The 26,035-nt window shown below is 73.4% G+C and carries 21 protein-coding genes and 1 riboswitch; of the genes, 13 read left to right on the top strand and 8 right to left on the bottom strand.

Annotation, left to right across the window (positions count from 1 at the left end):
- Nucleotides 1–51: 51 nt before the first annotated feature.
- Entirely contained in the window at nucleotides 52–1,749 is a 1,698-nt protein-coding gene (locus AC07C1_RS34675; protein ID WP_478945637.1) for an FAD-dependent oxidoreductase, read from the bottom strand.
- On the bottom strand, nucleotides 1,746–2,906 hold the full coding sequence (locus tag AC07C1_RS34670) for an NAD(P)/FAD-dependent oxidoreductase (protein WP_478945635.1): 1,161 nt from the start codon (nucleotides 2,904–2,906) through the stop codon (nucleotides 1,746–1,748). Before AC07C1_RS34670 ends, AC07C1_RS34675 begins: the two co-directional genes overlap by 4 nt.
- Nucleotides 2,907–3,080: 174 nt before the next feature.
- On the opposite strand from AC07C1_RS34670, the gene AC07C1_RS34665 reads away from it, so the two are divergent.
- The 8 genes from AC07C1_RS34665 to AC07C1_RS34630 all read left to right on the top strand — a co-directional run bounded on the left by AC07C1_RS34665 (nucleotide 3,081) and on the right by AC07C1_RS34630 (nucleotide 10,558).
- On the top strand, nucleotides 3,081–3,203 hold the full coding sequence (locus AC07C1_RS34665) for a putative leader peptide (RefSeq protein WP_478945633.1): 123 nt from the start codon (nucleotides 3,081–3,083) through the stop codon (nucleotides 3,201–3,203).
- 76 nt (nucleotides 3,204–3,279) lie between these two features.
- Entirely contained in the window at nucleotides 3,280–4,167 is an 888-nt protein-coding gene (locus tag AC07C1_RS34660; protein ID WP_478945631.1) for a glutathione S-transferase C-terminal domain-containing protein, read from the top strand.
- A gap of 77 nt (nucleotides 4,168–4,244) precedes the next feature.
- Nucleotides 4,245–4,355: riboswitch (SAM riboswitch) on the top strand.
- A gap of 32 nt (nucleotides 4,356–4,387) precedes the next feature.
- Nucleotides 4,388–4,537 (top strand): hypothetical protein, encoded by a 150-nt coding sequence (locus AC07C1_RS34655; protein WP_478945629.1) that lies wholly within the window; start codon nucleotides 4,388–4,390, stop codon nucleotides 4,535–4,537.
- 170 nt (nucleotides 4,538–4,707) lie between these two features.
- Nucleotides 4,708–5,688 carry an amino acid ABC transporter permease gene (locus AC07C1_RS34650; RefSeq protein ID WP_478945628.1) on the top strand — a complete coding sequence of 327 codons (981 nt, stop codon included), beginning with the start codon at nucleotides 4,708–4,710 and terminating at the stop codon, nucleotides 5,686–5,688.
- Nucleotides 5,685–6,476 (top strand): amino acid ABC transporter ATP-binding protein, encoded by a 792-nt coding sequence (locus AC07C1_RS34645; RefSeq protein ID WP_478945626.1) that lies wholly within the window; start codon nucleotides 5,685–5,687, stop codon nucleotides 6,474–6,476. Before AC07C1_RS34650 ends, AC07C1_RS34645 begins: the two co-directional genes overlap by 4 nt.
- An 86-nt stretch (nucleotides 6,477–6,562) precedes the next feature.
- Nucleotides 6,563–7,582, top strand: a complete 1,020-nt coding sequence (locus AC07C1_RS34640; protein ID WP_478945624.1) for an ABC transporter substrate-binding protein — start codon at nucleotides 6,563–6,565, stop codon at nucleotides 7,580–7,582.
- 371 nt (nucleotides 7,583–7,953) lie between these two features.
- Entirely contained in the window at nucleotides 7,954–9,162 is a 1,209-nt protein-coding gene (locus AC07C1_RS34635) for an LLM class flavin-dependent oxidoreductase (RefSeq protein ID WP_478945623.1), read from the top strand.
- A gap of 19 nt (nucleotides 9,163–9,181) precedes the next feature.
- Complete coding sequence (locus AC07C1_RS34630) at nucleotides 9,182–10,558, top strand: NtaA/DmoA family FMN-dependent monooxygenase (protein ID WP_478945621.1); 1,377 nt, start codon at nucleotides 9,182–9,184, stop codon at nucleotides 10,556–10,558.
- Nucleotides 10,559–10,841: 283 nt separating this feature from the next.
- Here AC07C1_RS34630 and AC07C1_RS34625 read toward each other — a convergent pair whose 3' ends face one another.
- Nucleotides 10,842–11,735, bottom strand: coding sequence for a M12 family metallopeptidase (locus tag AC07C1_RS34625; protein ID WP_478945620.1), 894 nt, complete (start codon nucleotides 11,733–11,735; stop codon nucleotides 10,842–10,844).
- A 131-nt stretch (nucleotides 11,736–11,866) separates the two neighbouring features.
- Here AC07C1_RS34625 and AC07C1_RS34620 point away from each other — a divergent pair, with 131 nt between their 5' ends.
- Nucleotides 11,867–13,585, top strand: coding sequence for a LuxR family transcriptional regulator AbsR2 (locus AC07C1_RS34620; RefSeq protein ID WP_478945618.1), 1,719 nt, complete (start codon nucleotides 11,867–11,869; stop codon nucleotides 13,583–13,585).
- Between the two features lie 136 nt (nucleotides 13,586–13,721).
- On the opposite strand, the gene AC07C1_RS34615 is transcribed toward AC07C1_RS34620, so the two are convergent.
- Nucleotides 13,722–16,325: a CHAT domain-containing protein gene (locus AC07C1_RS34615; RefSeq protein WP_478945616.1), complete on the bottom strand. Its 2,604-nt coding sequence runs from the start codon at nucleotides 16,323–16,325 to the stop codon at nucleotides 13,722–13,724.
- 85 nt (nucleotides 16,326–16,410) lie between these two features.
- Between AC07C1_RS34615 and AC07C1_RS34610 the strand changes: the two genes are divergently transcribed.
- The 3 genes from AC07C1_RS34610 (at nucleotide 16,411) to AC07C1_RS34600 (ending at nucleotide 19,150) form a co-directional block, all read left to right on the top strand.
- Nucleotides 16,411–17,835 (top strand): S8/S53 family peptidase, encoded by a 1,425-nt coding sequence (locus tag AC07C1_RS34610; protein ID WP_478945614.1) that lies wholly within the window; start codon nucleotides 16,411–16,413, stop codon nucleotides 17,833–17,835.
- Nucleotides 17,832–18,470, top strand: a complete 639-nt coding sequence (locus AC07C1_RS34605; protein ID WP_478945612.1) for an RNA polymerase sigma factor — start codon at nucleotides 17,832–17,834, stop codon at nucleotides 18,468–18,470. The genes AC07C1_RS34610 and AC07C1_RS34605 overlap by 4 nt, the downstream gene beginning before the upstream one ends.
- Before the next feature lie 200 nt (nucleotides 18,471–18,670).
- Entirely contained in the window at nucleotides 18,671–19,150 is a 480-nt protein-coding gene (locus tag AC07C1_RS34600) for a hypothetical protein (protein ID WP_478945675.1), read from the top strand.
- A gap of 23 nt (nucleotides 19,151–19,173) precedes the next feature.
- Here AC07C1_RS34600 and AC07C1_RS34595 read toward each other — a convergent pair whose 3' ends face one another.
- From AC07C1_RS34595 to AC07C1_RS34585, 3 genes are all read right to left on the bottom strand, one after another.
- The gene (locus AC07C1_RS34595) at nucleotides 19,174–20,403 is read right to left on the bottom strand and encodes a cytochrome P450 (protein WP_478945610.1); all 1,230 of its coding nucleotides are present in this window, start codon (nucleotides 20,401–20,403) and stop codon (nucleotides 19,174–19,176) included.
- Between the two features lie 137 nt (nucleotides 20,404–20,540).
- On the bottom strand, nucleotides 20,541–21,332 hold the full coding sequence (locus AC07C1_RS34590) for an N-formylglutamate amidohydrolase (RefSeq protein ID WP_478945673.1): 792 nt from the start codon (nucleotides 21,330–21,332) through the stop codon (nucleotides 20,541–20,543).
- A 277-nt stretch (nucleotides 21,333–21,609) separates the two neighbouring features.
- Nucleotides 21,610–23,829: an NADP-dependent isocitrate dehydrogenase gene (locus AC07C1_RS34585; protein WP_478945608.1), complete on the bottom strand. Its 2,220-nt coding sequence runs from the start codon at nucleotides 23,827–23,829 to the stop codon at nucleotides 21,610–21,612.
- A gap of 217 nt (nucleotides 23,830–24,046) precedes the next feature.
- Here AC07C1_RS34585 and AC07C1_RS34580 point away from each other — a divergent pair, with 217 nt between their 5' ends.
- The gene (locus tag AC07C1_RS34580; protein ID WP_478945607.1) at nucleotides 24,047–25,594 is read left to right on the top strand and encodes a M1 family metallopeptidase; all 1,548 of its coding nucleotides are present in this window, start codon (nucleotides 24,047–24,049) and stop codon (nucleotides 25,592–25,594) included.
- Here the strand turns inward: AC07C1_RS34580 and AC07C1_RS34575 are convergent, their stop codons facing one another.
- The gene (locus AC07C1_RS34575; protein ID WP_478945605.1) at nucleotides 25,595–26,029 is read right to left on the bottom strand and encodes a DUF4186 domain-containing protein; all 435 of its coding nucleotides are present in this window, start codon (nucleotides 26,027–26,029) and stop codon (nucleotides 25,595–25,597) included.
- Nucleotides 26,030–26,035: the final 6 nt, after the last annotated feature.

The following is a 26,035-nucleotide window of genomic DNA, read 5'->3' as shown; positions in this document are numbered from 1 at the left end:
TGACATATTACTGAGTCGGTGGGGTGGCCTTCCCTGTCCCGAGGGAGCGGATCAGTCCGGTTCCGGTAGCGAGGCCAGTACCCCGAGCGGCACCGGCCGTGCGAACGGCCGGCGCCCCGGAGCGAGCGGGCAGCCGGTCAGTCCGGCCACCGCGGGCGCGCACATCCGGCCCTGGCACCAGCCCATTCCGGCCCGGGTGAGCAGCTTCACGGTGCGCAGGTCCGAGGCGCCGAGCGGGCCCGCGGCCGTACGGACCTCCCCGGCGGTGACCTCCTCGCAGCGGCACACCACCGTGTCGTCCGTGACCGCGTCGGCCCAGCCGGCCGGCGGTACGCAGACCGCGTCGAGCGCCGCGCAGAACTGCCGCAGTCGGGTCCTGGCCCGGGCGGCGGCGGCCCAGCGGCGCGGGTCGGGGGCGGTGCCGTGGAGTCGGGCGGCGATGGAGCGTCCGGCGATGTGGCCCTCGGCGAGCGCGAGGGCGGCGCCGCCGATGCCGGTGGTCTCCCCGGCGGCCCAGACGCCGGGCACATCGGTGCGCTGCTCGTCGTCGACCCGTACGGCGGTGCCGGCGAGGGTGCAGCCGAGCGTCTCGGCGAGGTCGGTGTGCGGCAGCATGCCGTGGCCGACGGCGAGGGTGTCGCAGGGGATGCGGCGGGCGCTGCCGGGCCTGGTCCGCCCGTCCCGGTCGAGCGCGGCCACGGTGACCGCCTCGAGCCGGTCGGTGCCGTGCGCCGCCACCACGGCGTACCGGAGCAGGGTGCGCACCCCGTGGCGCAGCAGCCGGGCCGCGTACCCGGCGCCCTCGGCGAGCTTGTCCGGCTGTGCGGCCAGGGCCCGCGTCCGGGCCGGCACCGTTCGGGGATCGGCCGACTCGACCAGTGCGGCCACCCGGGCGCCGGCCGCGGCGAGGCCCGTGGCCACGGGCAGCAGCAGCGGCCCGGTTCCGGCGACGACGGCGGTACGGCCGGGCAGCACCAGCCCGCCCTTGAGCATGGCCTGCGCGCCGCCCGCCGTGACCACCCCGGGGAGCGTCCAGCCCGGGAAGGGCAGGACGCGCTCGTAGCCGCCGGTGGCGAGCAGCACCCCATCCGCGCGGACGGTGACGCCCTCCTCCTGCGCGGGGCCGTGCAGCGCGTGCACGCAGAAGGAGCCGGGCCCCGGACCCCGCTGCACGCACCAGACGTGGTGATCCGTCAGATGACTGATCAGTCCTGTGGCGCGGTGCCGGTCGAGTCCGTCCCGCAGCCGCTCCCAGGTGCGCCACTGGTGGTGGAGGGCCTGCGGCCGGCGCGCGCCGAGGGCCGGGGCGGGCTGCCGGTAGAACTGTCCGCCCGCCTGGTCGGCCGCGTCGACCAGGATGACATGGATGCCCCGTGCGGCAGCCGCCAGCGCCCCGGCGAGGCCTGCCGGGCCCGCGCCGATGACGGCGAGACGCGGTCGTTCAGCCATCGTCCCGTCCCGTCCCGTCCCGTCCTGTGTGCGGATGACATCGCCCGGCTGTACCGGCACCAGGCAAGCCCGTTGGTTCGGACGGCCGTTGACGGTCACGAGGCAGTCGAAGCACACTCCGATCCCGCAGAAGACCCCGCGCGGCCGTCCCGTGCCGCGGGTGCTGCGCCAGGCCGTCACGCCCGCATCCCACAGTGCCGCCGCGACGGTCTGTCCGGACAGCGCCTCCAGAGGCCGGCCGTCGAAGGTGACGGTGCAGGTCTCGGCCGGCCGGGCCCGGACCAACTCCCTGGGATTCACGGCGTGTCGCCTCCGTCGGTGTCGAACCGCTCCGGCCGGAACGGAGTGAGATCCAGCTCCGCCGTCTTCCCGGTGAGCGTCCGGGCGATCAACTGCCCGGTGCCGGTGGCCAGTCCGATGCCGGCGCCCTCGTGTCCGCAGGCGTGGAACAGACCGGGGACCCGCGGGTCGGGGCCGATCGCCGGGAGGTGGTCGGGCAGGTACGGCCGGAAGCCCGCGTACGTCCGCAGCGCGCGCACCCGCTCGAGGAACGGGAACAGCCCGATCGCCCCGGCCGCGAGCGCCCGTACCGCCGGAAGGGACAACGAGCGGTCGAAGCCCACCCGTTCACGGGTCGCGCCGATCAGAACCGGCCCGGCGGCCGAGCCCTCCACCACCGGCGAGGTGCGCAGGGCGGCCGAGTCGCTCGCCACGTCGGCCACATAGTCCGCGGCGTACACCTTGTGCCGGACCATCCGCGGCAACGGCTCGGTGACCAGCACGAAGCCGCGCCGGGGGAGCACCGGCAGCCGGACGCCCGCCAGTGCCGCGACGTCGCCGCCCCAGGTGCCGGCCGCGTTCACCACCGCCGGCGCGTGGAAGTCGCCCCGGTCGGTGCGGACGCCGTACACCGCGCCGTCCGCCGCCCGCAGCACCCCCGTCATCGCTCGGCCGGTGTGCAGCGGGGCACCGGAGGCGCGAAGCAGGTGGGCGGCGGCCAGAGCGGGCATGACCTGGGCGTCCTGCGAATAGTGCACGCCGCCCGCCATGCCGGGCGCCAAGTGGGGCTCCAGCGCGTGAAGTTCGTCCGCGCCGACCGGATCGGCGGTGACTCCGGCGGCTCGCTGCCGCACGGCGAAGTCCGCCAACGCGGCCAGGGCGGCGGGCGTCGAGGCGACCACGAGGCCGCCCTTGGGCTCGTACTCGATCACCGTGCCCAGTTCCTCCGCCAGGTCCGCCCACAACCGAGCCGACAGCAGCGCCAGTTCGAGTTCCGGCCCCGGTTCCTTGTCGGAGACGAGCAGGTTGCCCTCTCCCGCGCCGGTGGTGCCGCCGGCCACCGGACCCCGGTCCACCACCCTGACGTCGAGGCCGGCCCGGGTGGCGTACAGCGCGCACGCCGCGCCCACCATCCCGGCTCCGACGACCACGACATCGCAGGTCAGTCGCTTCGCCACGGCAGTACTATGTCACATGTTCCTCTAGTTGGGGAGACCTCGCGCACTGCGCGCCGCCCGCGCCGCAGTCCGCCTCGCCGGCCGCCGGGATTCCCAGGCGTGGACGCCCCCTTGACGTCGTACCAAGCCGGATCGACACTCGGGTAGGGAATCCTAGTGAACAGGTAGGGAATCATGGCGCGCCTCGAAACGGTCACCGGCCGAGCGGGCCGGACGCCGTTGCACGCGCCCCTGCTCACTTCCCGGCGCCACATCGACCTGCTGCGCGTCTGCAGCGCGATCAGCGGCCGGCGCTGAGCCCGGCCCCTCGCCCTCATCGAAGGACCGCGCCTGTCGGCGCGCCCGTCCGCACGCCCATGACCAGGGGAGACGCATGTCCATCAGTCCGCTCGCCGCCGCTTCGCACATCCGCCGCACCGCCCCCGTCTTCCGGGGCCGGATCGGACGGGACGCGCGCAGCGGCCACTACGCCGTGTCCCACCGGTACCGGCTCCATCTCTCGACCGCCTGCCCCGACGGGCTGCGCCTCGCCGTCGGACACAGCCTCCTCGACCTGGACGGCAGTTGTCCGGTCGACCGTCTGCCCGCCGTCCCGGACTGTCCCGCCGGCGGCCACGCGACGCTGCGCCCGCTGTACGAGGCGAGCGCCCACCACTACACCGGCCCCGCCCTCGCGCCCGTCCTCAGCGACGACTGGTCCGGACGCATCGTCAGCACACACGCCCCCGACATCCTGCGCGACCTGGACCGTTTCCCTCATGACGGCCGGGCCTCCCTGTACCCGTGCGGTACGGAGTCCGTGATCGAGGCCGCCGAGCGGATGTGCGCCGAGGGCATCGAGGACGCCGCCCAGCGCGCCGGACGCGCCGGTGCCGAGCCCGCCGAGCAGGCCGCCGCCCTCGACGTGCTGCTCGACACCCTGGGCCGCCTGGAGCGGCGGCTGACCGGTGAGGAGTACCTGGTCGGCGACCGGCTCACCGCCGCCGACATCGAGCTGTGGGTGGCCCTGGTGCAGCTCGACACCGTCCACCGCTGCCACCTCGACGCCTCCGCCGTGCACCGGATCGCCGACCACCGCGCCCTGTGGGCCTACGCCCGCCGCCTGGCCGCCCACCCCGCCTTCGGCCGCCACCTCGACCTCGACGGCATCTCCCGCCGTCACCACGGCCGTTGCGAGGGCCTCGAAGCCGCCGGAGCGGCTGTCCAGATCCTGGACTGGGCCGGCCACGCGGGGGAGGTCCCGGACCCTTCCCGCAGGTGAGGGCCGACCTCGGACGTCCAATGGGCGGACTGTCGTTGACAATCGAACGGACAACTGCCTTACTTGCCGCTCAGAACGGTCATGAGCGTCAGCGCCAAGCCCTGGCTCGCTGACCGGCAACCCTCGCAGCGCGGTGGGGTGCCCCAGGTGACGACCGGACCGGACGACGTTTTCGGTAAGCGCGAGGCCCCACCGGGCCGGAACAGTGACAGGTGACGCCATGTACGCAGCTCCCAGGACGGCCGCGAGCCGCTCCCAGGGCTGCGTACCGTCGTACGCCCAGTTCCTCGTCGCCAACCGCGCCGTCGACCTGCTCCGCGTCAACAGCGCACTGTGTACCGCGCCGGGCTCTGCCCGCTGTCGGGGCTGACCTCCCCTTCCCAGCCCCCGCTTCGTCACGCACACCGTCCGTGTGGTGTGCCGTTGTCCGCCCAGTTCCCGGTTCCGCGCGTTCCCGTGTGCCGCCTCGTGCCGTAGTGCCGTCGTGCCCCACGCCCGCTCGCCGCCGTCCCGGGGTGTCCGACTCCGCCGGAGCCCGCCATGAGTGAACCCCCAGGCGCCACCCTCTCCCTCGCCGAGGCGCCACCCACCGACATACCGTCAAGACGCCTGGTTCAGCAGCGCGTTCAGCCCTTGCACCGGCCCGGCCGGTGGATCGTCACCGCCGTCGTCCTCGTGCTCGTCGCGCAGGTCCTGCACGGCCTGGTCACGAACCCCTTCTACCAGTGGGACCGCTTCCGCTACTGGTTCCTGCGCCCGGCCGTGCTGGACGGCCTCGCCGTCACCCTCGAAGTCGCCGCGCTGAGCGCGGCGTTGGGCCTGGTCGGCGGCATCCTGCTGGCGCTCGGCCGGCTCTCCGGAAGCCCGGTGCTGCGCGCGGTCAGCTGGACGTACACCTGGTTGTTCCGCTCCATACCGCTGATCGTGGTCCTGATCTTCCTGTACAACTTCAGTGCGCTGTACAAGACATTGAGCCTGGGTGTGCCGTTCGGCCCGGCCTTCGCCAGCTTCGACGAGTCGAAGCTGGCAGGCGACATGGCGATCGCCGTCATCGGCCTCAGCCTCAACGAGGCGGCGTACGCGGCCGAAGTGGTCCGCGGTGGCCTCCTCTCCGTCGACCAGGGACAGCACGAGGCGGCCTCCGCGCTTGGCCTGCCCAAGGGCTACCGATTCCGCAGGATCGTCTTCCCGCAGGCCCTCAGGTCCATCACCCCTAACTACGTCAACCAGCTGATCGGCCTCATCAAGAGCACGTCCCTGGTGTTCTACGTGTCCCTGCTCGACCTGTTCGGCACGGTGCAGTCGATGGGCAACACCTACCCCGGTGACGTCGTGCCGCTGCTGATGGTCGCCACCGTCTGGTACCTGATTCTGACCAGCGCCGTGTCCGTCGTCCAGTTCTACGTCGAGCGGTACTACGCCCGGGGCGCCACCCGCACCCTGCCGCCGACACCGTTGCAGAAAGCCCGGGCCGGCCTGGCCGGCCTGCGCGCCCGGCTGCGCAGGGAGGCCGCCGTATGACCAGCGCCCGGATCCTCGACAAGGCCGCCCCCGCCGCGCTCGAGGTGCACGACGTCCACAAGTGGTACGGCGCCCACCGCGTCCTCGACGGCATCGACCTGACCATCCGCCCCGGTGAGGTCACGGTGATCCTCGGGCCGTCCGGCTCCGGGAAGTCGACGCTGCTCAGGGTCGTCAACCACCTGGAGAAGCCCGAGATCGGCCACGTCAGCGTGGGGGGCGAGCTGATCGGCGTCAGGCGGGCCGGTGAGCGGCTCAAGGAACTCAGCGAGCGCGCCATCCTGGCCCAGCGCAGCCGGATCGGCTTCGTCTTCCAGAACTTCAACCTCTTCCCGCACCTCACGGCCCTCGACAACGTCGCCGCCGCGCCCGTCGCCACCGGCAAGCTGCCCCGGCCTGCGGCTCAGGAGCTGGCCCGCGAACTGCTCGAACGCGTGGGCCTCGGCGACAGGACCGGCGCCTACCCACGGCAGTTGTCCGGCGGGCAGCAGCAGCGCGTCGCCATCGCCCGCGCCCTCGCCCTGCGGCCCGGGGTCATCCTCTTCGACGAGCCGACCTCGGCGCTCGACCCCGAACTCGTCGGCGAGGTACTGGCCGTCATCAAGGACCTGGCGACCAGCGGCACCACCCTCGTCATCGTCACCCACGAGATCGGCTTCGCCCGCGAGGTCGCCGACCGGGTCGTCTTCATCGACGGCGGCCGGATCGTCGAACAGGGCCCGCCCGGCCAGGTACTGGACAACCCCCGGCACGAACGGACCCGGGACTTCCTCGCCAAGGTGCTCTGACCCCGTTCCCCGGCGGCGCACCCCACGACCTCCCCCCACGGCAGCACGCTCATCACCCTCTTCAGCGAGACAAGGACAGCCAAGCCATGCCCAGCCACATCTCCCGACGCGGCCTGATACGCGGCATCACCGCGGCGACCACCGTCGCCACCCTCGCCACCGGGCTCGCCGCCTGCGGGGGCGACAGCGAGGCAGCCGCCAAGACCGACGCCACCGGCACGGTCACCGTGGGACAGCTGTCCAACGGGGCAGCCGAGGAGACCGAGCTGAAGGTCTCCGAGGTGAAGTCCATCAGCGCCGAACTGCCCGCCTCCGTCCGCAAGAGCGGCAAGCTCGTCATCGGCGTCGGAGCCCTGCCCTCGGGATCCGCGCCACTGAACTACGTGGGCAGCGACCAGAAGACCCTCACCGGCTCCGAGCCCGACTTCGGCCGCCTGGTGGCCGCCGTCCTCGGCCTCCAGCCCGAGATCAGGAACTCCACCTGGGAGAACCTCTTCGTCGGCGTCGACAGCGGCAAGGTGGACGTGGCCTTCTCCAACGTCACCGACACCGAGGAGCGCAAGAAGAAGTACGAGTTCGCCTCCTACCGGCAGGACAACCTCGCCTTCGAGGTGCTGAAGAAGAACACCTGGAACTTCGACGGCAATTACGAGAGCCTCGCCGGCAGGACGGTCTCCGTGGGCTCCGGCACCAACCAGGAGAAGATCCTCCTGGAGTGGAAGGCCAAGCTGGCCAAGGAGGGCAAGAAGCTCACCGTCAAGTACTTCCCGGACCAGAACTCCACGAACCTGGCGTTGCGCAGCGGCAAGATCGACGCCTTCCTCGGTCCCAACCCCAGTGTCGCCTACCGTGCCCGGCAGACGGCGAACACGCCCGAGCCGACCCGCAACGCCGGCACCTTCTCCGGCGCCGGCGAGACGCTCCAGGGCCTGATCGCCGCCACCGCCAAGAAGGACAGCGGGCTCGCCAAGCCGCTCGCGGACGCCATCAACTACCTGATCGGGCACGGGCAGTACGCCAAGTGGCTGGCCGCCTACAACCTCTCCAACGAATCCGTGGCCAAGTCGGAGGTCAACCCGCCCGGACTGCCGCTGGACAACTCCTGACCGAGCGGCCCATGCCGTGCGCAGCCGGCGAGCGGAACATCAGCCGTCCACGGCCGGGAACATTCCGCGGCGGGCGGGCGTTGTGAGTCACGACGAGATCCACCAGGCGGTCGCCGACCCGGCCCGCCGCGCCCGACGGACGGAGGTGACGGCCGTGACGCGTGTACTCCCGTTGCGCGTTCCGCACCCGTACCGCTCCGTCCGCCTGCACTGCCGGCCGCACATAGATCTCCAGCGCGTGTCCGCCGCGCTCTGTCGCCACTGACTTCCCCCCCGGCCCCGGGCCAGATCTCCTCCTGCCGCGCTCGTCCCTCGCCGACGCCCCGCTCCGCGAGCCGGTTTCTCGTACGGACATCAAGGAAGGCACCGACGTGTCCTCAACTCCCGTTACTCCTCTGCACCTTGCCGTCGCCCTGGACGGCACCGGATGGCATCCCGCGTCCTGGCGCGAGCCCGTCGCCCGCCCCCGGGATCTGTTCACCGCCGGCTACTGGGCCGACCTGGTCGCCGAGGCCGAACGCGGCCTGCTCGACTTCGTCACCATCGAGGACGGCCTCGGCCCGCAGTCCTCGCGCTTCCTGGACCCCGACGAGCGCACCGACCAGGTCCGCGGCCGGCTCGACGCGGTCCTCGTCGCCTCCCGCGTCGCCCCGCTCACCCGGCACATAGGCCTGGTCCCGACCGTGGTGGCCACACACACCGAGCCTTTCCACATCTCCAAGGCGATCGCCACCCTCGACTACGTCAGCACCGGACGCGCGGGGCTGCGCGTGCAGATCACCGCCCGCCCGAGCGAGGCCGCACACTTCGGCCGCCGCACCATCCGGCGGATCGACGCCTACGACAGTCCGGCCGCGCGGGAGCTGGTCACCGAGCTTTTCGACGAGGCCGCCGACCATGTGGAGGCCGTGCGCCGGCTCTGGGACAGCTGGGAGGACGACGCCGAGATCCGGGACGCGGCGACCGGCCGCTTCATCGACCGGGACAAGCTGCACTACATCGACTTCGAGGGCCGCTTCTTCAGCGTCAGGGGCCCCTCCATCACGCCCCGGCCGCCGCAGGGCCAGCCGCTGGTCACCGCCCTCGCGCACCAGACGATCCCGTACCGGCTCGTGGCCCGCCAGGCCGACGTCGGATACGTCACCCCGCACGACGTGGCGCAGGCCCGTGCGATCGTCGCCGAGATCCGCGCCGAGCAGCAGGCCGCGGGCCGCGCCGACCAGACCGTGCACGTCTTCGGCGACCTCGTCGTCTTCCTCGACGACAGCCAGGCCGAGGCGGAGGCCCGCCGGGACCGCCTCGACGCCCTCGCGGGTGAGCCGTACACCAGTGACGCCCGGGTCTTCACCGGTACGGCGATCCAACTGGCCGACCTTCTGGAGGAGTTGGCGACGGGCGGGCTGACCGGGTTTCGGTTGCGGCCCGCCGTCGCCGGCCACGACCTGCCCCGCATCAGCCGAGACCTGGTGCCCGAACTGCAGCGCCGCCACCGCTTCCGGAACGCCTACGAGGCCGGCACCCTGCGCGGTCTCCTCGGCCTTGCCCGCCCCGCCAACCGCTATGCCGCAGCCACCGCCTGAGCCGGAGGAACGCAACGCCATGAGCAAGCCGCTGAAGCAGATCCATCTGGCCGCCCACTTCCCCGGCGTCAACAACACCACCGTGTGGGGCGACCCGGCCGCCGGCAGCCACATCGAGTTCAGCTCCTTCGTGCACTTCGCCCGCACCGCCGAACGCGCCAAGTTCGACTTCCTGTTCCTCGCGGAAGGCCTGCGCCTGCGCGAACAGGGCGGCAAGATATACGACCTGGACGTCGTCGGCCGCCCCGACACCTTCACCGTGCTGACCGCGCTGGCCGCCGTCACCGACCGGCTCGGACTGACCGGCACCATCAACTCCACGTTCAACGAGCCGTACGAGGTGGCCCGCCAGTTCGCGACCCTCGACCACCTCTCCGGCGGCCGCTCCGCCTGGAACGTGGTCACCTCCTGGGACGCCTTCACCGGGGAGAACTTCCGCCGCGGCGGCTTCCTGCCGCAGGAGGAGCGCTACTCCCGCGCCAAGGAGTTCCTCGCCACCGCCAACGAGCTGTTCGACTCCTGGCGGGGCGACGAGATCCTCGCCGACCAGGCCACCGGCACCTTCCTGCGGGACGCCGAGGCCGGTTCCTTCGTCCACCAGGGGCAGCACTTCGACATCCACGGCCGCTTCAATGTCCCGCGCTCCCCGCAGGGCCGCCCGGTGATCTTCCAGGCGGGCGACTCCGACGAGGGCCGCGAGTTCGCCGCCGCCGGCGCGGACGCGATCTTCAGCCGGTATGCCACGCTGAAGGAGGGCCAGGCCTTCTACACGGACGTCAAGTCCCGCCTCGCCAAGTACGGCCGCCGGCCCGACCAACTGCTCATCCTGCCCGCCGCGACCTTCGTCCTCGGCGACACCGACCAGGAGGCCGCCGAGCTGGCGCGCGAGGTCCGCCGGCAGCAGGTCAGCGGTGCCACCGCCATCAAGCACCTGGAGTTCGTCTGGAACCGGGACCTGTCGGCGTACGACCCGGAGGGGCCGCTGCCCGACGTCGACCCGGTGGTGAGCGAGGAGCACATCTCCCGGGGCCGCGCCCAGGTGCGGATGTACCGTGACCCGATCGCCATCGCCCGCGAGTGGCGGCAGCTCGCCGAGGCCAACAAGTGGTCCATCCGTGACCTGGTGATCAACACCGGCAACCGGCAGACCTTCATCGGCTCCCCGGCCACCGTCGCGCAGACCATCAACCACTTCGTGCAGGCGGACGCCTCCGACGGCTTCATCCTCGTCCCGCACATCACCCCCGCCGGCCTAGACCCGTTCGCCGACAAGGTGGTCCCGCTCCTGCAGGAACAGGGCGTCTTCCGCGCCGACTACGAGGGCACCACCCTGCGCGACCACCTGGGTCTGGCCCACCCGGACGCCGGCGCCCCGGCCGAGCGGGCCGCGTCGTGAGATCCCTCGCGATCACCCTGCCGCGGACCGGCCGGACCCGGTCACGGGCGGGACGAAGCCGACGCACACACGCCGAGCCCGCCGGCCCCGCCGGTCCCGGCGCCGGGCAGGAGGCCGTGGACGGGTACCGGGCGTCCGTCCAGCCGTCCGGCGTCCTCGGCAAGCCGTACACCGGGCGCTGGTGCGGGACCGCGTCGGCACCCGGCGGCGCCCCGCGGGAACTCCCCGCGGGGCGCTGCCTCGGCGACCGCCGCAACGCCGGAGACGACGGAGGCCGCGGACGTCACCTCCCCCGTGGGTGACGTCCGCGACCGTTCCCCCGGCGCCGGACGGTGGTCCCGCGTCCGTGTGCCGTCACCAGCACATGACGGCCGTCTCTCCCGAGCCCCACGTGGAGTGGAGTCGGACACGGACGAAGTAGCGGCGGCCCTTGACGAGCCGCACCCCGACAACGGCGTTGTCCGGGCCGCCGCCGTCGTCGTGACCCGCGAGGAAGCGCGGTTCCCCGGCGCGCTCCTCGAAGACCACGAGCACGGTGTCGGCGTCGCCGAAGGGAGCAGCTCGCCTCGCCGGCGTCCAGCGTGCGCAGCACGTTCGCGTACGTCGTGCCCCGGCTCCAGAAGTTCGGCGGGCCGGCCAGTTCGGCGTACACGGCCTCATCGTCCCAGTGGAGCCCGGCGAACGGGCTCTGGTGCTCGTGCACCATGCCCAGCGCGTGCCCTACCTGGTGCAGGACGGTCCCGCGCTCCCCGGGCGCGGTCACGTCCCAGCCGAGGTTCATGGTGCGTTCGCCCCGGCCGACCGACAGCGCCTCCCGGCCCACCGCCGACCACGTACCGGCGCCGGCCTGGAAGCCGATCCGCAGCTCCGCCTCCCCCCGGTCGCCGACCTCGGCGAAGGTGACGCCGATGCCCAGCCCCTGCCACTCGCGGAAGCACTCGCGCACCACGTTCCGCTGTTCCTCGCCCCCGGTCCACGGCACCCGGCGCAGTTCCCCGGTCCCCGGGACCGGGATCACCGAGGCGTCGGAGCCGGCGTCGAGGAAGCAGTAGTGCAGGACCGTGCCGTTGACCCACATCCTGCGCCCGGCGAGCAGCGCACCCAGCCGCTCGGCCGTCAGCCCCGCCGCGAAGGACGGGGCCGGCTGCCGCGGAAGCGAGCAGAGGCGTCGGGTCATGCGGCCAGCGTGCCCGCCCACCGGTACCGGGCGCCTGAGTCGGGGGCTACTCAAGTCCACCTGTATCAAACCTGAGTACGCGCGCTCCGGATGATGTGAGGACTTACGAACAGGACGCGAAGACACTCGAGATGCCCTGGCCGTTCACCGGCCGGGAGGACGAACTGGAGCTGGTGCGCGACTCGCTGACCACCGGACGGCACGGCATCGTGGTGACCGGCCCGGCGGGCCACGGCAAGACCCGGCTGATCGCGGAGGCGGTCCGGGGCACGGACCACACCCGGGTGACCGGCACCCCCGAGGCCCGGGGCCTGCCCTTCGCGGCGTTCGCACACCTGCTCCCGGACACCGTCTCCCTGCACCGCGCGGTCCAGCTCCTGTCCGGCGTACGGCTGCTCGTCGTGGACGACGCCCACCTGCTGGACGAGGCCTCCGCCGCACTGGTCCACCAGCTCGCCGTCCACGGACGCACCCGCCTGCTCGTGGCCGCGGTGGACGAGGTGCCCGCGCCCAGCGCGGTGGCCCGGCTGTGGACCGGCGAGCTGCTGTCCCGGCTGCCCCTCGCCCCGCTGCCCCGCGAGGACACCTCCCAGCTGCTCGCGGCGGCAGGCCTGGAGCCCCTCACGGTCGGCCGCCTGCATCACGTGTGCCGGGGCGATCTGAGGTTGCTGCGCGACCTGGTGACAGCGCTCGGCGCCGCCGGGCGGCTGGTCCCCGTCCCCGGCACCGGCGAGCGGGCCTGGCGGGGCGCGCTCCCGGTGACCCCGGCCGTGCGTGAGCGCCTCGCCCCGGCCCTGGAGCGCTGCGGCCCCGTCGAACGCGACGCCCTCGAACGCCTCGCCTTCGCCGAGCCCCTGCCGGTACCCCTGGAGGACCTCGACCTCGACGTCCTGGAACGCCTGGAGACCCACGGCCTGATCGAGGCCGACGACCAGGGCGCCGTCACCCTCGCCCACCCCCTGCACGGCCCGGTCCTGCGCGCCACGACCGGCCGGCTGCGAGCCCGCCGGCTGGTCCGCGCCCCGGACGGCCGTGGCCCCGCCCTCGACGCCGAACAGCGCACCCTGGCCCGGCGGATCGAGCAGCTGGACGTCCGGCCGGTGCCCACGCCCGTGGGGGAGTGGCTGGTGGCGGAGGGCGCCCCGCTCCCGGCCGGTTACGCCGCCACCCGCGCCCGGTACGCGCGCCTGCGCGGCGAGGTACGGGACGCGGCGGCGTGGGCCCGGGAGGGCCTGCGCCATGCGCCCGGCGACCCCGGATGCCGGAGGGAACTCGAGCGCGCGGAAGCCGAGTCGGGAGAGGCGGCCGACATCGTCCGGGCGGCCGACGGCGATCCCGACGGCGCCGGCCTCCACGCGGCGTACGAAGCCGTACGCCTCGGCGCACCCGAGCGGGCGGCCGGGCGGTTGCCGGCCGGCAGCGTCCTGGCCCGGCACGCCGAAGCGCTCACCCGCGGTGACGGGGCGACGCTGGACCGGGCCGCGGAGGCCCTGGAGGAGCGCGGGTTTCTGCTCTTCGCCGCGGAGGCGTACGCGCAGGCCGCGCGGGTACACCGGGATCCGCGGGCGGCGGGGCGGTCCCGTACCCGTGCGCTTGCCCTGACCGGGCGATGCCAGGGGGCTCGTACGCCGGCGCTGACCGGACTCCTCCTCGGTGAACTCACCGCTCGGCAGCGGCAGATCGTGACTCTCGCGGCGGCGGGGCTCAGTAACCGGGAGATCGCCGAGCGCCTGACTCTGTCGGTACGCACGGTGGGGAACCATCTGTACAGCGCGTACACCCGGCTCGGAACGGGGGACCGGGGCGCGCTGCCGTGGTTGGTGGACCTGCCTGTCGCGGAGTCGGCGTAGCCGGGGGTGCCGGGGAGCGCGGGCACGGCGGGCCGGTGGCCTGCGGGTGCGTCATGGCTGGGCGCGTCCGGCGGCGGGGCCGCACATCGACACAGGCCGCGCGCCACATCACGTGTCGCCGGCCGTGAGGGTGCCCTCACGCCGCCCCGAACGCCGCGAACGCCCAGCCCGTCGCCTGGTGCACCGCGTCGCCGGGCAGTGCGGTGCGGGCGTCGCGCAGGGCCTCGGCCAGGGACAGACCGGCGCCGAGGCCCTTGTGCAGGGCGAGCATCAGCGGCACCACCGCCGCGTCGTTGACCGGCGCGCTGCTCGCCACCACCCCGGCCGTGCCCAGCGGCAGCAACGCGGTGACCACGCCGAGGAGTTCGTCGGCGCCGACGGAGGCGAGCCGGGCGGTGTCGCAGCTGGAGAGAATGATCCGGTACGGACTGCGGGCGAGCCGTTCGAAGTCGTGCACGATCAGCGGGCCGTCGGCCATCCGCAGCGCGGAGAACAGCGGGCTGTCCGCGCGGAAGGTGCCGTGCGCCGCGAGGTGCGCGAGGCCCGCCCCGTCGAGTTCCGCCAGCACACGCGGCACCTGCGCCTCGGCGCCCTCCAGGACCGTCGCCATGGCGTACCGGTCCGCCAGTTCCACCACCTCGGCACCACCCGTCGCCAGGCCGGGGCCGCGCACCAGCACGGCCCGGCCGTCCGGCGGGGGCTCCGTCTCCCGGGCGCGCAGCCAGCTGCCCGCGGACGGGGACACGCTGAGCACCCGGTCCCGCAGCGCGGGCAGCAGCGCCCACGGCACCCGGTGCAGTGCCCCCGGCGGCACGATCACCACCGGACCCGAGCCGAGATGCGCCGCCGCCCCGCCCAGCAGCAGCTCCTCCAGCCGCCGGCCGGCCGCCTCCACGAGCGGCAGCCGCGCCTCCGCACCGGGATGCGCGAGCCGACGTAGCCCGGCCTGCACGTACTCGGCCTCGGCCACCGCCTCCGCCAGCGCCCCACCGGTGAACCGCCGTACCTTCCCCCGCCCGCACAGCAGGACGTGCACCCGCCCGTCCACCACGGCCAGTTCGACCAGCCGGCCGTCGCCGAGCCGGTCCAGCAGCCGGGCCACGTCGAAACGGTCCCCGGTGCCGGGCGCGGCCCCGCGCATGTGGTGGGTGCGGGAGCGGATCTCCCGCTCCAGGCGCCGCTGTTCACGATCCAGCGCGGGCACCGGGCGGCCCTCGATCCGGGCGCCCTCCGCCCGCGCGGCGATCTCCCGGTAGGCGGTCAGGGTGCTCAACAGCGCCGGATCGTCGGGCGGCCGGGCCGGTGGCGTGGACAGCACGGTCGCCCGCCAGCGCTCGCTCCACACCAGCAGCCGCCGCGGGTCCCCCTGGGCGAGGCTCACCTCCTGTGCCACCGCGGCCAGTTCGGCGCCCTGCGCGGTCGCGTGGGCCCGCAGCTCCGAGGCACCCAAGGTCATCCGGTGGTCGTCCAGCACGGCCAGACCGCGCCGGCACGCCTCCAGCACGCCCCGCCGGGAACCGGCCGCGCGTGCCCTGAGCGCCTGCGCCGCCCAGCCGGTCATCCGGGCCGTCGGCGGGCCGCCGTGCCGGCTGCGCGCGGCCACCGCCAAGTGCCGTTCCGCGTCCGCCGTCCAGCCGAGCGCCAGCGCGATCCGGCCCGCGAGCAGCGACGCCTCGGGCGCGGCGGGCGAGCCGAAACGGGCCAGCCGCTCGGCGACCGCCGCCGCGTCCGCGACCAGCCGCCCCGACCGGCGCCCGGCCGCCACCCGCGCCTCGATCAGCACCAGCCGGGCGTGGGTCTCCCACCACATCCGCCGCTGCGCCGCGAACAGCCGTACGGCGACGGCCGCGCGGGCGATCGCGGTGTGCGGGTCACCGGCGGAGCGAGCCGCCCGCGCGGCGGCGAGGAGCAGCTCGGCCTTGCGGGTGGACTGCCCGCCGATCCGGTCCAGCAGCGCTGTCGCCGTGTCCGCCTCGGCCAGCGCCTCAGGGGCGAGCCCGGCCGTCATCAGCACCTCGCAGCGCCGGACGGACAGCATGTAGGTCGGCGTGCCGAGCTTCCCGTACCGCTCCTCGGCCTCGTCCAGCAGCCGTAGCGCCGCCGGGATGTCCCCGGACCGGAACGCGGCGAGCCCCCGGCTCTCCACCGCGTCCGCCTTGTCGTGCTCCTGGCCGGTGGTGTCCCACAGCCGCTCCGCCGCCGTGAAGTCCGCGACCGCCCGGTCCACCGCGCCGAGCGCCAGGTGAACGGTGGCCCGCAGGGTCAGCGCCCGCGCGGTCCAGATGTCGTCGGCGGCCTGCCGCAGCACCGGCAGCGCCCGCCGTACGTCCTCCAGGGCCTCCCGGTGATGCCCCAGCACCCACCACACGTACGCCCGCCGGTACAGCACCCGGGCCCGGGTGTGTCCGGTGCCCCGTGCGGCACCCCGCTCGAACGACGCGAGCCCCTGCCGCGTGCGCCCCGCGTGCACCAGCGCGACCCCCAGCGTCGCGAGCACATCGGCCTCCCGGTCGGCCGACTCGGCGCGTGCGGCGAGGTCCCGGGCCCGCCGCAGATGCCGCAGCGCGATCCGCAGATCGCCGAAGTCCCGCTGCCAGATGCCGAGCACCTGGTGGGCGACGCTGGCGTGCAACGGAGGCGGTGCGGCACGCAGCACCTGTTCCGCGCGCGCCCGGGCCGCGCCCGGGTCCGCGAACACCAGGGGCAGCAGTTCGAGAACCGACTCGCTTCCCGCCGTCACGCCTCGCATGGTAGTGGCCTGCTGTATCAGACGGTGGCCCCGCGACTCTCACTGTCGAACACCGTCTTGAGGGGGAGGACACGCCATGGCACCACAGCGATTCCACGAGCAGTTCGACCACATCCAGCGCTCGATGCCCGACGTCCCCCTGGCAATGGGCCCGGACGACGACGCCCACTTCCTGTACGAGAAGGGCGTGGTCCTCGCGCGGGACGGCGAGGAGGCCCGGGTGGTCGAGGACACCGTGCGTGCCCACTTCACCGAGACCCGGGGGCTGCTCCCCGAGCACGTACGGCGCACGGGCCCGCGGACCGGCCGCACCGGTGTCACCCGCATCCGGGTCGGCGAGCCGGGCCAGGGCGACGACGCCGTGCCGCACGCCCTGCGCGCCCTGCGGGAGGCCGAGGACCGCCGGGGCCGCCGGCTGGTCAGCCGCAACCACGTGGTGCACATCGCGGTCAACGCCTGCCCCGGCGACGAGCCGGTACCGGTCGCGCGCACCGAGGACGCCAACCCCCTTGCCGTGCGGGGCGGTTACCACCCGGACTCCGCCGTCCGGGTCCTGGTCGTCGACAACGGTCTCGTGCACGACCACCGTTCCTACCCGCTCCTCGCCCACACCACCGGCGACGCCCAGCTGAACGAGACCGACGGCGACGGCGTGCTCCACCAGTACGTCGGCCACGGCACGTTCATCGCCGGCATCCTGGCGGCCGTCGCGCCCAACAGCGCCGTCACCGTGCGCGGCACCCTGAACGACGCCGGGGCCGTCCTGGAGTCCGAGTTCGGCGCCAAGCTCTTCGAGGCCGTGGACCGGGACGGCTGGCCCGACGTCATCAGCCTGTCCGCGGGCACGCCCGCCGAGGGCGCCGACGGTCTGATCGGCCTGGACGCCTTCATGCGGGAACTGCGCGCCCAGCGGACCCTGCTGGTCGCGGCCGCCGGAAACAACGGCAGCGACACGCCGTTCTGGCCCGCCGCCTACGCCGCCCTGCCCGAATACGCCGACAGCGTGCTGTCGGTGGGCGCGCTGCGCGCGGACGGCGACGCCGAGGCATGCTTCAGCAACCACGGTCCCTGGGTCCGGGCCTATGCCCCCGGCGAGCGCCTCATCAGTGCCCTCACCGGCTTCGACACCCCCGTGCCGTACCTCTACCAGCACTCCACCTACGAGAGCTGCCGGTTCGGGTCCGGCTACGCCTGCACCTGCCAGTTCCCCAGCCACACCGGGGTGCTGAGCGAAGGACGGGAGAGCACCGGGGCCAAACCGGACCAGGTGATGTTCGACGGCCTCGCGCAGTGGAGCGGCACCTCCTTCGCGACCCCGGTCGCCGCGGGGCTCGTGGCCGCCCATATGACGGCACACCGGGAGCGCGACCCGCGCACGGCCGGCGCCCGGCTGCTGGCGGGCACCACCGAACGGGCCGAGGTGCGCGGGGCGCACGTCCCGGCGCTCCGCCCGCCCACCTGGCGCCCCCTCCCGGTGGCGCTCCCGGCGCTGCCCGCATGAGGGCGGGAACCCTCCTCTCCACCGCGTACGATGACGTCCCGTACACGAGGGGTGGAGCCGTGGACCGAACAGAGGTCGGCGCGCTGGTCCAGTCCGCCGTCGACGGGGACGCCGCGGCCTGGAAGGCGCTGGTGGAAGGGATGAGCCCGCTGGTGTGGTCGGTGGTGCGCGCACACCGGCTCTCCGACGCCGACGGACACGAGGTCTACCAGACCGTGTGGTTCCGCTTCGCCCAGCACCTGGGCCGGATCCGCGAACCCGACAAGGCCGGCTCCTGGCTGGCCAGTACGGCCCGCCACGAGTGCCTGAAGGTGCTCAAGGGCCTGACCCGGCTGACCTTCACCGACGATTCGCAGGTGCTGGACCGGGCCAGCGAGGACCGGACGCCGGAGGAGTCGCTGATCGATTCCGAAGAGGCGGCGGACCGGGCCGAGCGGGTCCGCCGTCTCTGGCAGGAGCTGGACGGACTGGGTGACCGGTGCCGGCAGTTGCTGCGCGTGCTGATGGCCTCCCCGCCACCCAGTTATCAGGAGATCTCGGCCGCCCTCGGCATCGCGGTCGGCAGCATCGGACCGCTGCGCCAACGCTGTCTGCGCCGGCTGCGGGCCCGGATGAACGCACGGGGTGCGGCGTGAACGGACACGACGACAACGGACGACCCCCGCGGGACGCGGGCGGCGAGGGTTTCGCGGGCGCCCGGGACATGGACGGTGAGGGTTTCGCGGGCGCGCGGGACATGGACGGTGAGGGTTTCGCGGGCGCGCGGGGCGCGGGCGGCGAGGGTTTCGCGGGCGCGCGGGGCGCGGGCGGCGAGGGTTTCGCGGGCGCGCGGGACATGGGCGGCGAGGAGTTCGCGGGCGCGCGGGACATGGGCGGCGAGGAGTTCGCGGACGCGCTGCTGGAGGAGGAGCTGCGCCAGGCGGCCGCCGTGCTGGACCCGGTCCCCGACGGGCTGCGCCAACTCGCCCTGGACGCCTACGCCCTGCACGACCTCGACGCCCGGATCGCCGAGCTGACCTTCGACTCGCTCGTGGACGCCCTGCCGGTCAGGGGCGTCACGGACACGCCGCGGATGCTGACGTTCCGGGCGGGGGAGCTGACGGTCGACGTCGAGGTCACCGACGACGGGCTGATCGGCCAGGTACTGCCGCCACGGTCGGCACGCATCGAGGTGCTCGGCGGCCCGCAGACGGCCCGCCCGGTCACGGTCGACACCCTCGGCCGCTTCACCAGCGACACCCCGCCGGCCGGCCCGTTCGCCCTGCGGCTGCGGACCGGCGCGGAGGTGATCGTCACGGAGTGGCTGCGGGCCTGACCCACCTCACCGGGCGGGCCCGCTCACCAGCTGACCGGAAGCGTCCGCGGCCCGCGGATCATCGTCTGGTGCCGCCACCGCACCCGCTCGGGCGGCACGGCGAGCCGCATGCCGGGCAGCCGGTCCAGCAGCGTGTCCACGAGCAGTTCGGTCTGCAGCCGGGCCAGTACGGCGCCGGTGCAGAAGTGCGGGCCGGTGCCGAACGCCAGGTGCGGGTTCGGATCCCGGTCGGGGTCGATGCGGTCGGGATCGGGGAAGACGTCCGGGTCGCGGTTGGCGGCGAGGTAGGAGACGTACACCGGCTCGCCCGCGGCGATGCGGTGACCGGCGACCTCCACGTCCTCCAGCGCGATCCGGGCGAGCCCGACGGTGCTGCGGTGCGGAATGTGCCGCAGCAGCTCGTCCAGCACGGGACCGCGTGCCTCGGGACGGGCTTGCATGCGCTCCCTCAGCTCCGGCCGGGTGAGCAGCAGGAACAGCATCTGCCCGCAGTTGTGCGTGACCGCCTCACCGCCGATCTGCAGCGGACCGGCGAGCCCGACGGCCTCCTCCTCGCTGATCTCCCCGCGCTCCACGGCACCGCCGAGCAGGGAGTACACGTCCTCGTCGGTGCTGTACGCACGGGCCCGCACGATCGACCTGATCCACCCGTACAGGCCGGTCTTGGCCTGGCCGGCGGCTTCCGAGCCGCCGGCGGTGGAGATGATCTGCCGGGTCCAGGCGTGCACCTGCGCGCGGTCGGCCGCGGGCACCCCCATCACCTCGCTGACCACGGTGATCGGGAACGGCTCCAGCACCCGCTCGATCAGATCGGCGGGCGGGCCGTCCCGGACGACCCCGTCCACCAGCTCGTCCAGGATCGTCTGCGCGCGGGGCCGGAGCCGCTTCGTCGCGCTGACCGTGAAGGCGCCGACGACCGGCTTGCGCAGCCGGTTGTGGTCGGGCTGGTCGGCCCAGGCGAGCGAGCCCGGCCGGGGCGCGAAGTCCGGCGCGAGCCGGGTCACCTGACGGCGGGTCACCTCACTGCGGCTGAACCGCGGGTCGTTGGTGATCCGCCTGACGTCGTCGTAGCGGGTCGCCAGCCATGCCCAGCCCTCGCCGAACGGCAGCCGGATCCGGGTCAGCGGACCCTCGCGCATGAGACCGGCGAGGACCGGGTCGAAGTCCGTCCCGTCCAGGTCGGCCGCGGGCCAGTCCCGCACCGGCGGCGCCGGGGCCTGGCCGGTGGGCGTGCTTGTCTCCCCGGTCGTCATGCACCCACCCTCGTACGCGTCCCGCCCGCTGTCCTGCGGGAGTGCTCCAGCCGGACGGCCATCGGGGCGCCCGCGCGCGTCCGTGGGAGAGGGTGCCGCTCCGGGCGGCTGGACCACTCCTCCCGGCCGGGCCCGGACTACAGGGCGTCGACGAGCGCGGCCAGCGCGGAGGCCAGCCGGTCGAGCCCCGGACCGGCCGGACCGCCCGGCTCCGCCATGTACGTGTCCCGGCGGATCTCGACCATGAGCGCGCTGACCCGGGCGTCCGCGCCGTAGAACTCGAGCGGCACGTACGTGCCGGCGAACGGGCTGTCCAGCCCCGTCTCCCCGCACCCGGCGAAGGCCTCGCGGGCCGCCTCGGTCAGCTCCCGTGGCGTGTGGAAGGCGTCCGTGCCCAGGCACACCGGCGGCCGCGGACCGGCCCTGTGCAGCTCGTAGGGCAGCGGCTGGGACGGGTACGAGTGCACGTCGATGACCACGGCCCGCCCGGTCGCGGCCAGCCGTCCCGAGACCGCCTCCGTCATGGCCCGGGCGTACGGCCGGAAGTACCGCTCGACGAGCGGCTCCGGATCGGTGTCCGCGGGCCGCAGCTCGCCCCGGTGGGTGGTCCGCGTGTACACGGCGCCCATCCCCACGGCGAGCATCTCCTCCCGCTCGTCCGGGAACCGCTCCGGGTCCACCACGAGCCGCGACAGCCGGTTCACGAACCGCCAGGGGGTGACCCCGGCCAGGGCGGCCGCCCGCTCGGCGATCCCGGCGGTGTGCGCGTCGGTGATGTGGTCCAGCTCCAGCTCGAGCGCCGCGTCGTCGAGCAGGATCCCCTTGCGCGCGTCGTCCGGTATCGCCCGCGCGGAGTGCGGCACGTGCAGCAGCACGGGCGACTCGGCGGCTCCCGGGAGGAGTTCGAAGGAGGGGGCGGGCTCGGTCACGGGCTGCTCCAGGGCGTTGTCAGTGGCGTGGTGCAGGATCAAGGTGTCATACGGCACTGACAAGGGGGGAAGGTGTCAGCCGGGCAACTCCCGCCCGAGCGCGCCCACCTGCCGGCGGTGACGGAGCCGCCGGGCCGGCTGCTCATGGTGCTCCTCGCGCAGATGGGCGAGGAGTCCTGGCGATCCGTTCCCTCGCCGCCGGCATGCCTCCGCCCCGGCCGGGGGCACCGACCGGGGCGGAGGGGTCACTCCGACGGGCGCCGAGGCGCCGCGGGCACTAGCTCAGCGACGCCAGCGCCTCGTTCCAGGTGGCGGACGGGCGCATGATCGCGTCCGCCTTCGCCTTGTCGACCTGGTAGTAGCCGCCGATGTCGGCCGGGGAGCCCTGGACGGCGTTCAGCTCCTCAACGATCCGCTGCTCGCCCGCCGCGAGGGTCTCGGCGAGCGGCGCGAAGGCCTTGGCCAGGTCGGCGTCGTCGGTCTGCCGCGCCAGCTCCTGCGCCCAGTACAGGGACAGGTAGAAGTGGCTGCCGCGGTTGTCGATGCCGCCGACGCGACGGGTCGGGGACTTGTCCTCGTTGAGGAAGGTCGCCGTGGCGCGGTCGAGGGTGTCGGCGAGGACCTTGGCACGGGTGTTGCCGGTGGCCGCCGCGTACTGCTCGAAGGAGGGGACGAGCGCGAAGAACTCGCCGAGCGAGTCCCAGCGCAGGTAGTTCTCCTTGACCAGCTGCTGGACGTGCTTCGGCGCGGAGCCGCCGGCGCCCGTCTCGAACAGGCCGCCGCCGGCCATCAGCGGGACGACCGACAGCATCTTGGCGCTGGTGCCCAGCTCCAGGATCGGGAACAGGTCGGTCAGGTAGTCACGCAGCACGTTACCGGTGACCGAGATGGTGTTCTCGCCGCGGCGGATGCGCTCCACCGACAGCTTGGTGGCCTCGATCGGGGACAGGATCCGGATGTCCAGGCCCTCGGTGTCGTGCTCCGTCAGGTACTGCTTGACCTTCGCGATCAGGTTGGCGTCGTGGGCGCGGCCCTCGTCCAGCCAGAACACGGCCGGGTCGCCGGTGGCGCGGGCGCGGGTGACGGCCAGCTTGACCCAGTCGCGGATCGGGGCGTCCTTGGTCTGGCAGGCGCGGAAGATGTCGCCCTTGGCGACCGGCTGCTCGATCACGGCGTTGCCGGCCTGGTCGACCAGGCGGACGGTGCCCGCGGCCGGGATCTCGAAGGTCTTGTCGTGGGAGCCGTACTCCTCGGCCTTCTGCGCCATCAGGCCGACGTTCGGGACGGAGCCCATGGTCGAGGGGTCGTAGGCGCCGTTGGCGCGGCAGTCCTCGATGACGGCCTGGTAGACACCGGCGTAGGAGGAGTCCGGGATCACGGCGAGCGCGTCGTGCTCCTGGCCGTCCGGGCCCCACATGTGGCCGGAGGTGCGGATCATCGCCGGCATGGAGGCGTCGATGATGACGTCCGACGGCACGTGCAGGTTGGTGATGCCCTTGTCGGAGTCGACCATGGCGAGGACCGGGCCCTCGGTCAGCTCGGCGTCGAAGGAGGCCTTGATCTCGGCGCCCTCGGGCAGGTTCTCCAGGCCCTTGAGGATGCCGCCGAGACCGTCGTTCGGGGTGAGGCCGGCCGCCTTCAGGGTCTCGCCGTACTTCGCGAACGTCTTCGGGAAGAAGACGCGCACCACGTGACCGAAGATGATCGGGTCGGAGACCTTCATCATCGTGGCCTTCAGGTGCACGGAGAACAGGACGCCCTCCTGCTTGGCGCGGGCGACCTGCGCGGCGAGGAAGGAGTTCAGCTCGGCGACGCGCAGCACGGAGGCGTCGACGACCTCGTCCTTCAGGACCGGTACGGACTCCTTGAGGACGGTGGTGGTGCCGTCCTCGCCGACCAGCTCGATCCGGAGCGCGCCGTCCTCGGCGACGACGACGGACTTCTCGGTGGAGCGGAAGTCGTTCTCGCCCATGGTCGCCACGTCGGTCTTGGACTCGGGGGTCCAGGCGCCCATGCGGTGCGGGTGGGTCTTGGCGTAGTTCTTCACCGAGGCCGGGGCACGGCGGTCGGAGTTGCCCTCACGCAGCACCGGGTTGACGGCGGAGCCCTTGACCTTGTCGTAGCGGGCGCGGATCTCGCGCTCCTCGTCGGTCTTCGGGTCGTCCGGGTAGTCCGGCAGGGCGTAGCCCTTGCCCTGCAGTTCGGCGACGGCGGCCTTCAGCTGCGGGATGGACGCCGAGATGTTCGGCAGCTTGATGATGTTGGCCGCGGGGGTCTTGGCCAGCTCGCCCAGCTCGGTCAGCGCGTCCGGGATGCGCTGGTCCTCGTTCAGGTACTCCGGGAAGACGGCGATGATGCGCCCGGCCAGCGAGATGTCGCGGGTCGACACGGGCACACCGGCCTGCGAGGCGTACGCCTGGATCACCGGCAGGAACGAATGCGTCGCCAGGGCCGGGGCCTCGTCTGTGTAGGTGTAGATGATGGTCGAGTCAGTCACCGGGTGCTCCGCTCCACGTCTGCAACATTGCTCGACATCAAGATATCTCGTGACCGGGGTCGGTTCGACAGGGGTCCCGGCCGGAAAACATGCGGCGCCGCTGCAACCGAATCCCGGCTCATGTGGTCATGACAAGCGATCACCCGCCGACCACGGGCGATCCCCCACTCACCGGCGGCCGGTCCTGACCTCCCGGCCGCCCGAGCGAAAGCGGACCATGAGATATCGCACCAGAGTGACGGCCCCGGCGGCCGCCCTGATGATCGGTACGGCGACGGCTCTGACCCTGGACCTCCCGGCCCAGGCCGCCACCGGCAGGCAGGCGGGGGAGCCGGGCCCGGAGACCCTCGGCGACCCGGTCTTCCCGGCTCTCGGCAACGACGGCTACCGCGTGTCGTCGTACCACCTCGACCTGGCCTACGACCCGGCGACCAAGCTGGTGGAGGCCACCGCCACCCTGCGGATCCGCACCACGCGGGCGCTGAGCCGCTTCTCCCTCGACGCCCTCGGCCTGGACATACGCGCGATACGCGTCGCCGGCCGCGGCGCCGGCTGGGAGCAGACGGACGAGAAACTGCGGATCACCCCCGCCGGGCCGCTCCCGGCGCAGACGACGGTGACCGTCTGCGTGACCTACTCCGCCGACCCGCGCCGCACACTGCCGCACACCGCCTGGGTGCCCACGCCCGACGGCTTCGCGATCTGCCCGCAGCCGAACTCCGCGCACACGGTCTTCCCGTGCAACGACCACCCCTCGGACAAGGCGGCCTTCTCCTTCCGCCTGACCGTCCCGGACGGACTGCGCGCGGTCGCGAACGGCCTGCTCACCGGGACCGAGACCCTCTCGGACGGCCGCACGGCGTACGCGTACCGCTCGGCGTCCCCGATCGCCACCGAACTCGTCCAGATCACCGTCGGCGACTACGTGATCAAGGACCGGCAGGGCCCGCACGGCCTGCCGCTGCGCGATGTGGTCCCCACCGCCCGTGCCGCCGCCCTCGAACCGGCCCTCGCCCTCACCCCCGGCCTGGTGGGCTGGCTGGAGGACCGCCTCGGCGCCTTCCCGTTCGAGACGTACGGCCTGCTGCCGTGCAACTCCGACGACCCGAAGGCCTTCGACTTCACCGGCCTGGAGACCCAGACCCTCACCCTGTACAAGCCGAACTTCCTGCTCCAGGAGGAGAAGAAGATCGGCTCGCACATGATGCACGAGCTGGTCCACTCCTACTTCGGCAATCTGGTCAGTCCCGCCACCTGGGCCGACCTGTGGCTGAACGAGGGCCACGCCGACTTCTACGGGCTGCTCTACCGCTACGAGCGGGGCTGGACCGACTCACTGGGCCTGACCACCATGGAGGCCCGGATGAAGGACACCTACGCCCGCGGCGACCAGTGGCGCCACGACTCCGGCCCGGTGGCCGCCCCCAACGCGGTGAACCTCTTCGACAGCCAGCGCTACCTCGGCGGCGTCCTCACCCTGTACGCCTTCCGGCAGCTGGTCGGCGAAGACGTCTTCAACACCGTCGAGCGCACGTTCCTGGAGCGCTTCCGGGGCTCCTCGGCGTCCACGGCCGACTACATCGCGGTGGCCTCCGAGGTCACCGGCCAGGACCAGTCCGGCTTCCTGAGCGACTGGCTGTACGGCACGAAGACCCCGCGCATGCCCGGGCACCCCGACTGGACCGTGAACCCGGTCGCCTCGTCCTTCGCCGCCCCGCACAGCAAGCGTGGCGGGCACTGGCACGAGAACTCGGCCACGCTCTGATCAGCCGTGGCGGGCGGGGTCCGCACCGGCCCCGCCCGCCATCTCCCGCTCGATCCACCGGCAGATCACGTCCACCACGTACACATGCTCCGCCCGGGTCAGTTCCCGCCCCTTGGCGATCCCGTGCCAGCGTTCCAGGCAGCCGCGACAGCAGGTCGCGGTCGCGTGCTGGGCGACGAAGACCGGATGCCCCCGGTACGGCGTCTGCTTGCCGTCCTTGTACGGCTCGGCCGGCGCCAGCCGCTTGCCGATCAGGTCGTACGCGTGCCACCGGATCGTGGCCGGCCCCTTCAGCTCGGCGGTCGCCCGGTCCCGCCCCCGCAGGTGGAACCTCGCCCGGAACGGCTGCCGGGCGAGGGCGTCGAGTCGCTGATCCAGCGAGCGGCGGCCGGCGGGCCGGGAGTCGGGCGAGTGAGGGCCGGGCGAGGAGGTCATGGTGCC

Source organism: Streptomyces sp. NPDC045022, from assembly GCF_056432605.1.
Note: the sequence above shows the minus strand (reverse complement) of the source record. Positions and strands in the feature narration are given on the sequence as shown.

Coding starts and splice junctions, on each gene's coding strand:
- AC07C1_RS34605 (WP_478945612.1), top strand. CDS start 17,832: ATGAGGGCGGGAACCCTCCTCTCCACCGCGTACGATGACGTCCCGTAC.
- AC07C1_RS34630 (WP_478945621.1), top strand. CDS start 9,182: ATGAGCAAGCCGCTGAAGCAGATCCATCTGGCCGCCCACTTCCCCGGC.
- AC07C1_RS34600 (WP_478945675.1), top strand. CDS start 18,671: ATGGGCGGCGAGGAGTTCGCGGGCGCGCGGGACATGGGCGGCGAGGAG.
- AC07C1_RS34625 (WP_478945620.1), bottom strand. CDS start 11,735: ATGACCCGACGCCTCTGCTCGCTTCCGCGGCAGCCGGCCCCGTCCTTC.
- AC07C1_RS34645 (WP_478945626.1), top strand. CDS start 5,685: ATGACCAGCGCCCGGATCCTCGACAAGGCCGCCCCCGCCGCGCTCGAG.
- AC07C1_RS34640 (WP_478945624.1), top strand. CDS start 6,563: ATGCCCAGCCACATCTCCCGACGCGGCCTGATACGCGGCATCACCGCG.
- AC07C1_RS34650 (WP_478945628.1), top strand. CDS start 4,708: ATGAGTGAACCCCCAGGCGCCACCCTCTCCCTCGCCGAGGCGCCACCC.
- AC07C1_RS34620 (WP_478945618.1), top strand. CDS start 11,867: ATGCCCTGGCCGTTCACCGGCCGGGAGGACGAACTGGAGCTGGTGCGC.
- AC07C1_RS34660 (WP_478945631.1), top strand. CDS start 3,280: ATGTCCATCAGTCCGCTCGCCGCCGCTTCGCACATCCGCCGCACCGCC.
- AC07C1_RS34610 (WP_478945614.1), top strand. CDS start 16,411: ATGGCACCACAGCGATTCCACGAGCAGTTCGACCACATCCAGCGCTCG.
- AC07C1_RS34595 (WP_478945610.1), bottom strand. CDS start 20,403: ATGACGACCGGGGAGACAAGCACGCCCACCGGCCAGGCCCCGGCGCCG.
- AC07C1_RS34580 (WP_478945607.1), top strand. CDS start 24,047: ATGAGATATCGCACCAGAGTGACGGCCCCGGCGGCCGCCCTGATGATC.
- AC07C1_RS34665 (WP_478945633.1), top strand. CDS start 3,081: ATGGCGCGCCTCGAAACGGTCACCGGCCGAGCGGGCCGGACGCCGTTG.
- AC07C1_RS34655 (WP_478945629.1), top strand. CDS start 4,388: ATGTACGCAGCTCCCAGGACGGCCGCGAGCCGCTCCCAGGGCTGCGTA.
- AC07C1_RS34575 (WP_478945605.1), bottom strand. CDS start 26,029: ATGACCTCCTCGCCCGGCCCTCACTCGCCCGACTCCCGGCCCGCCGGC.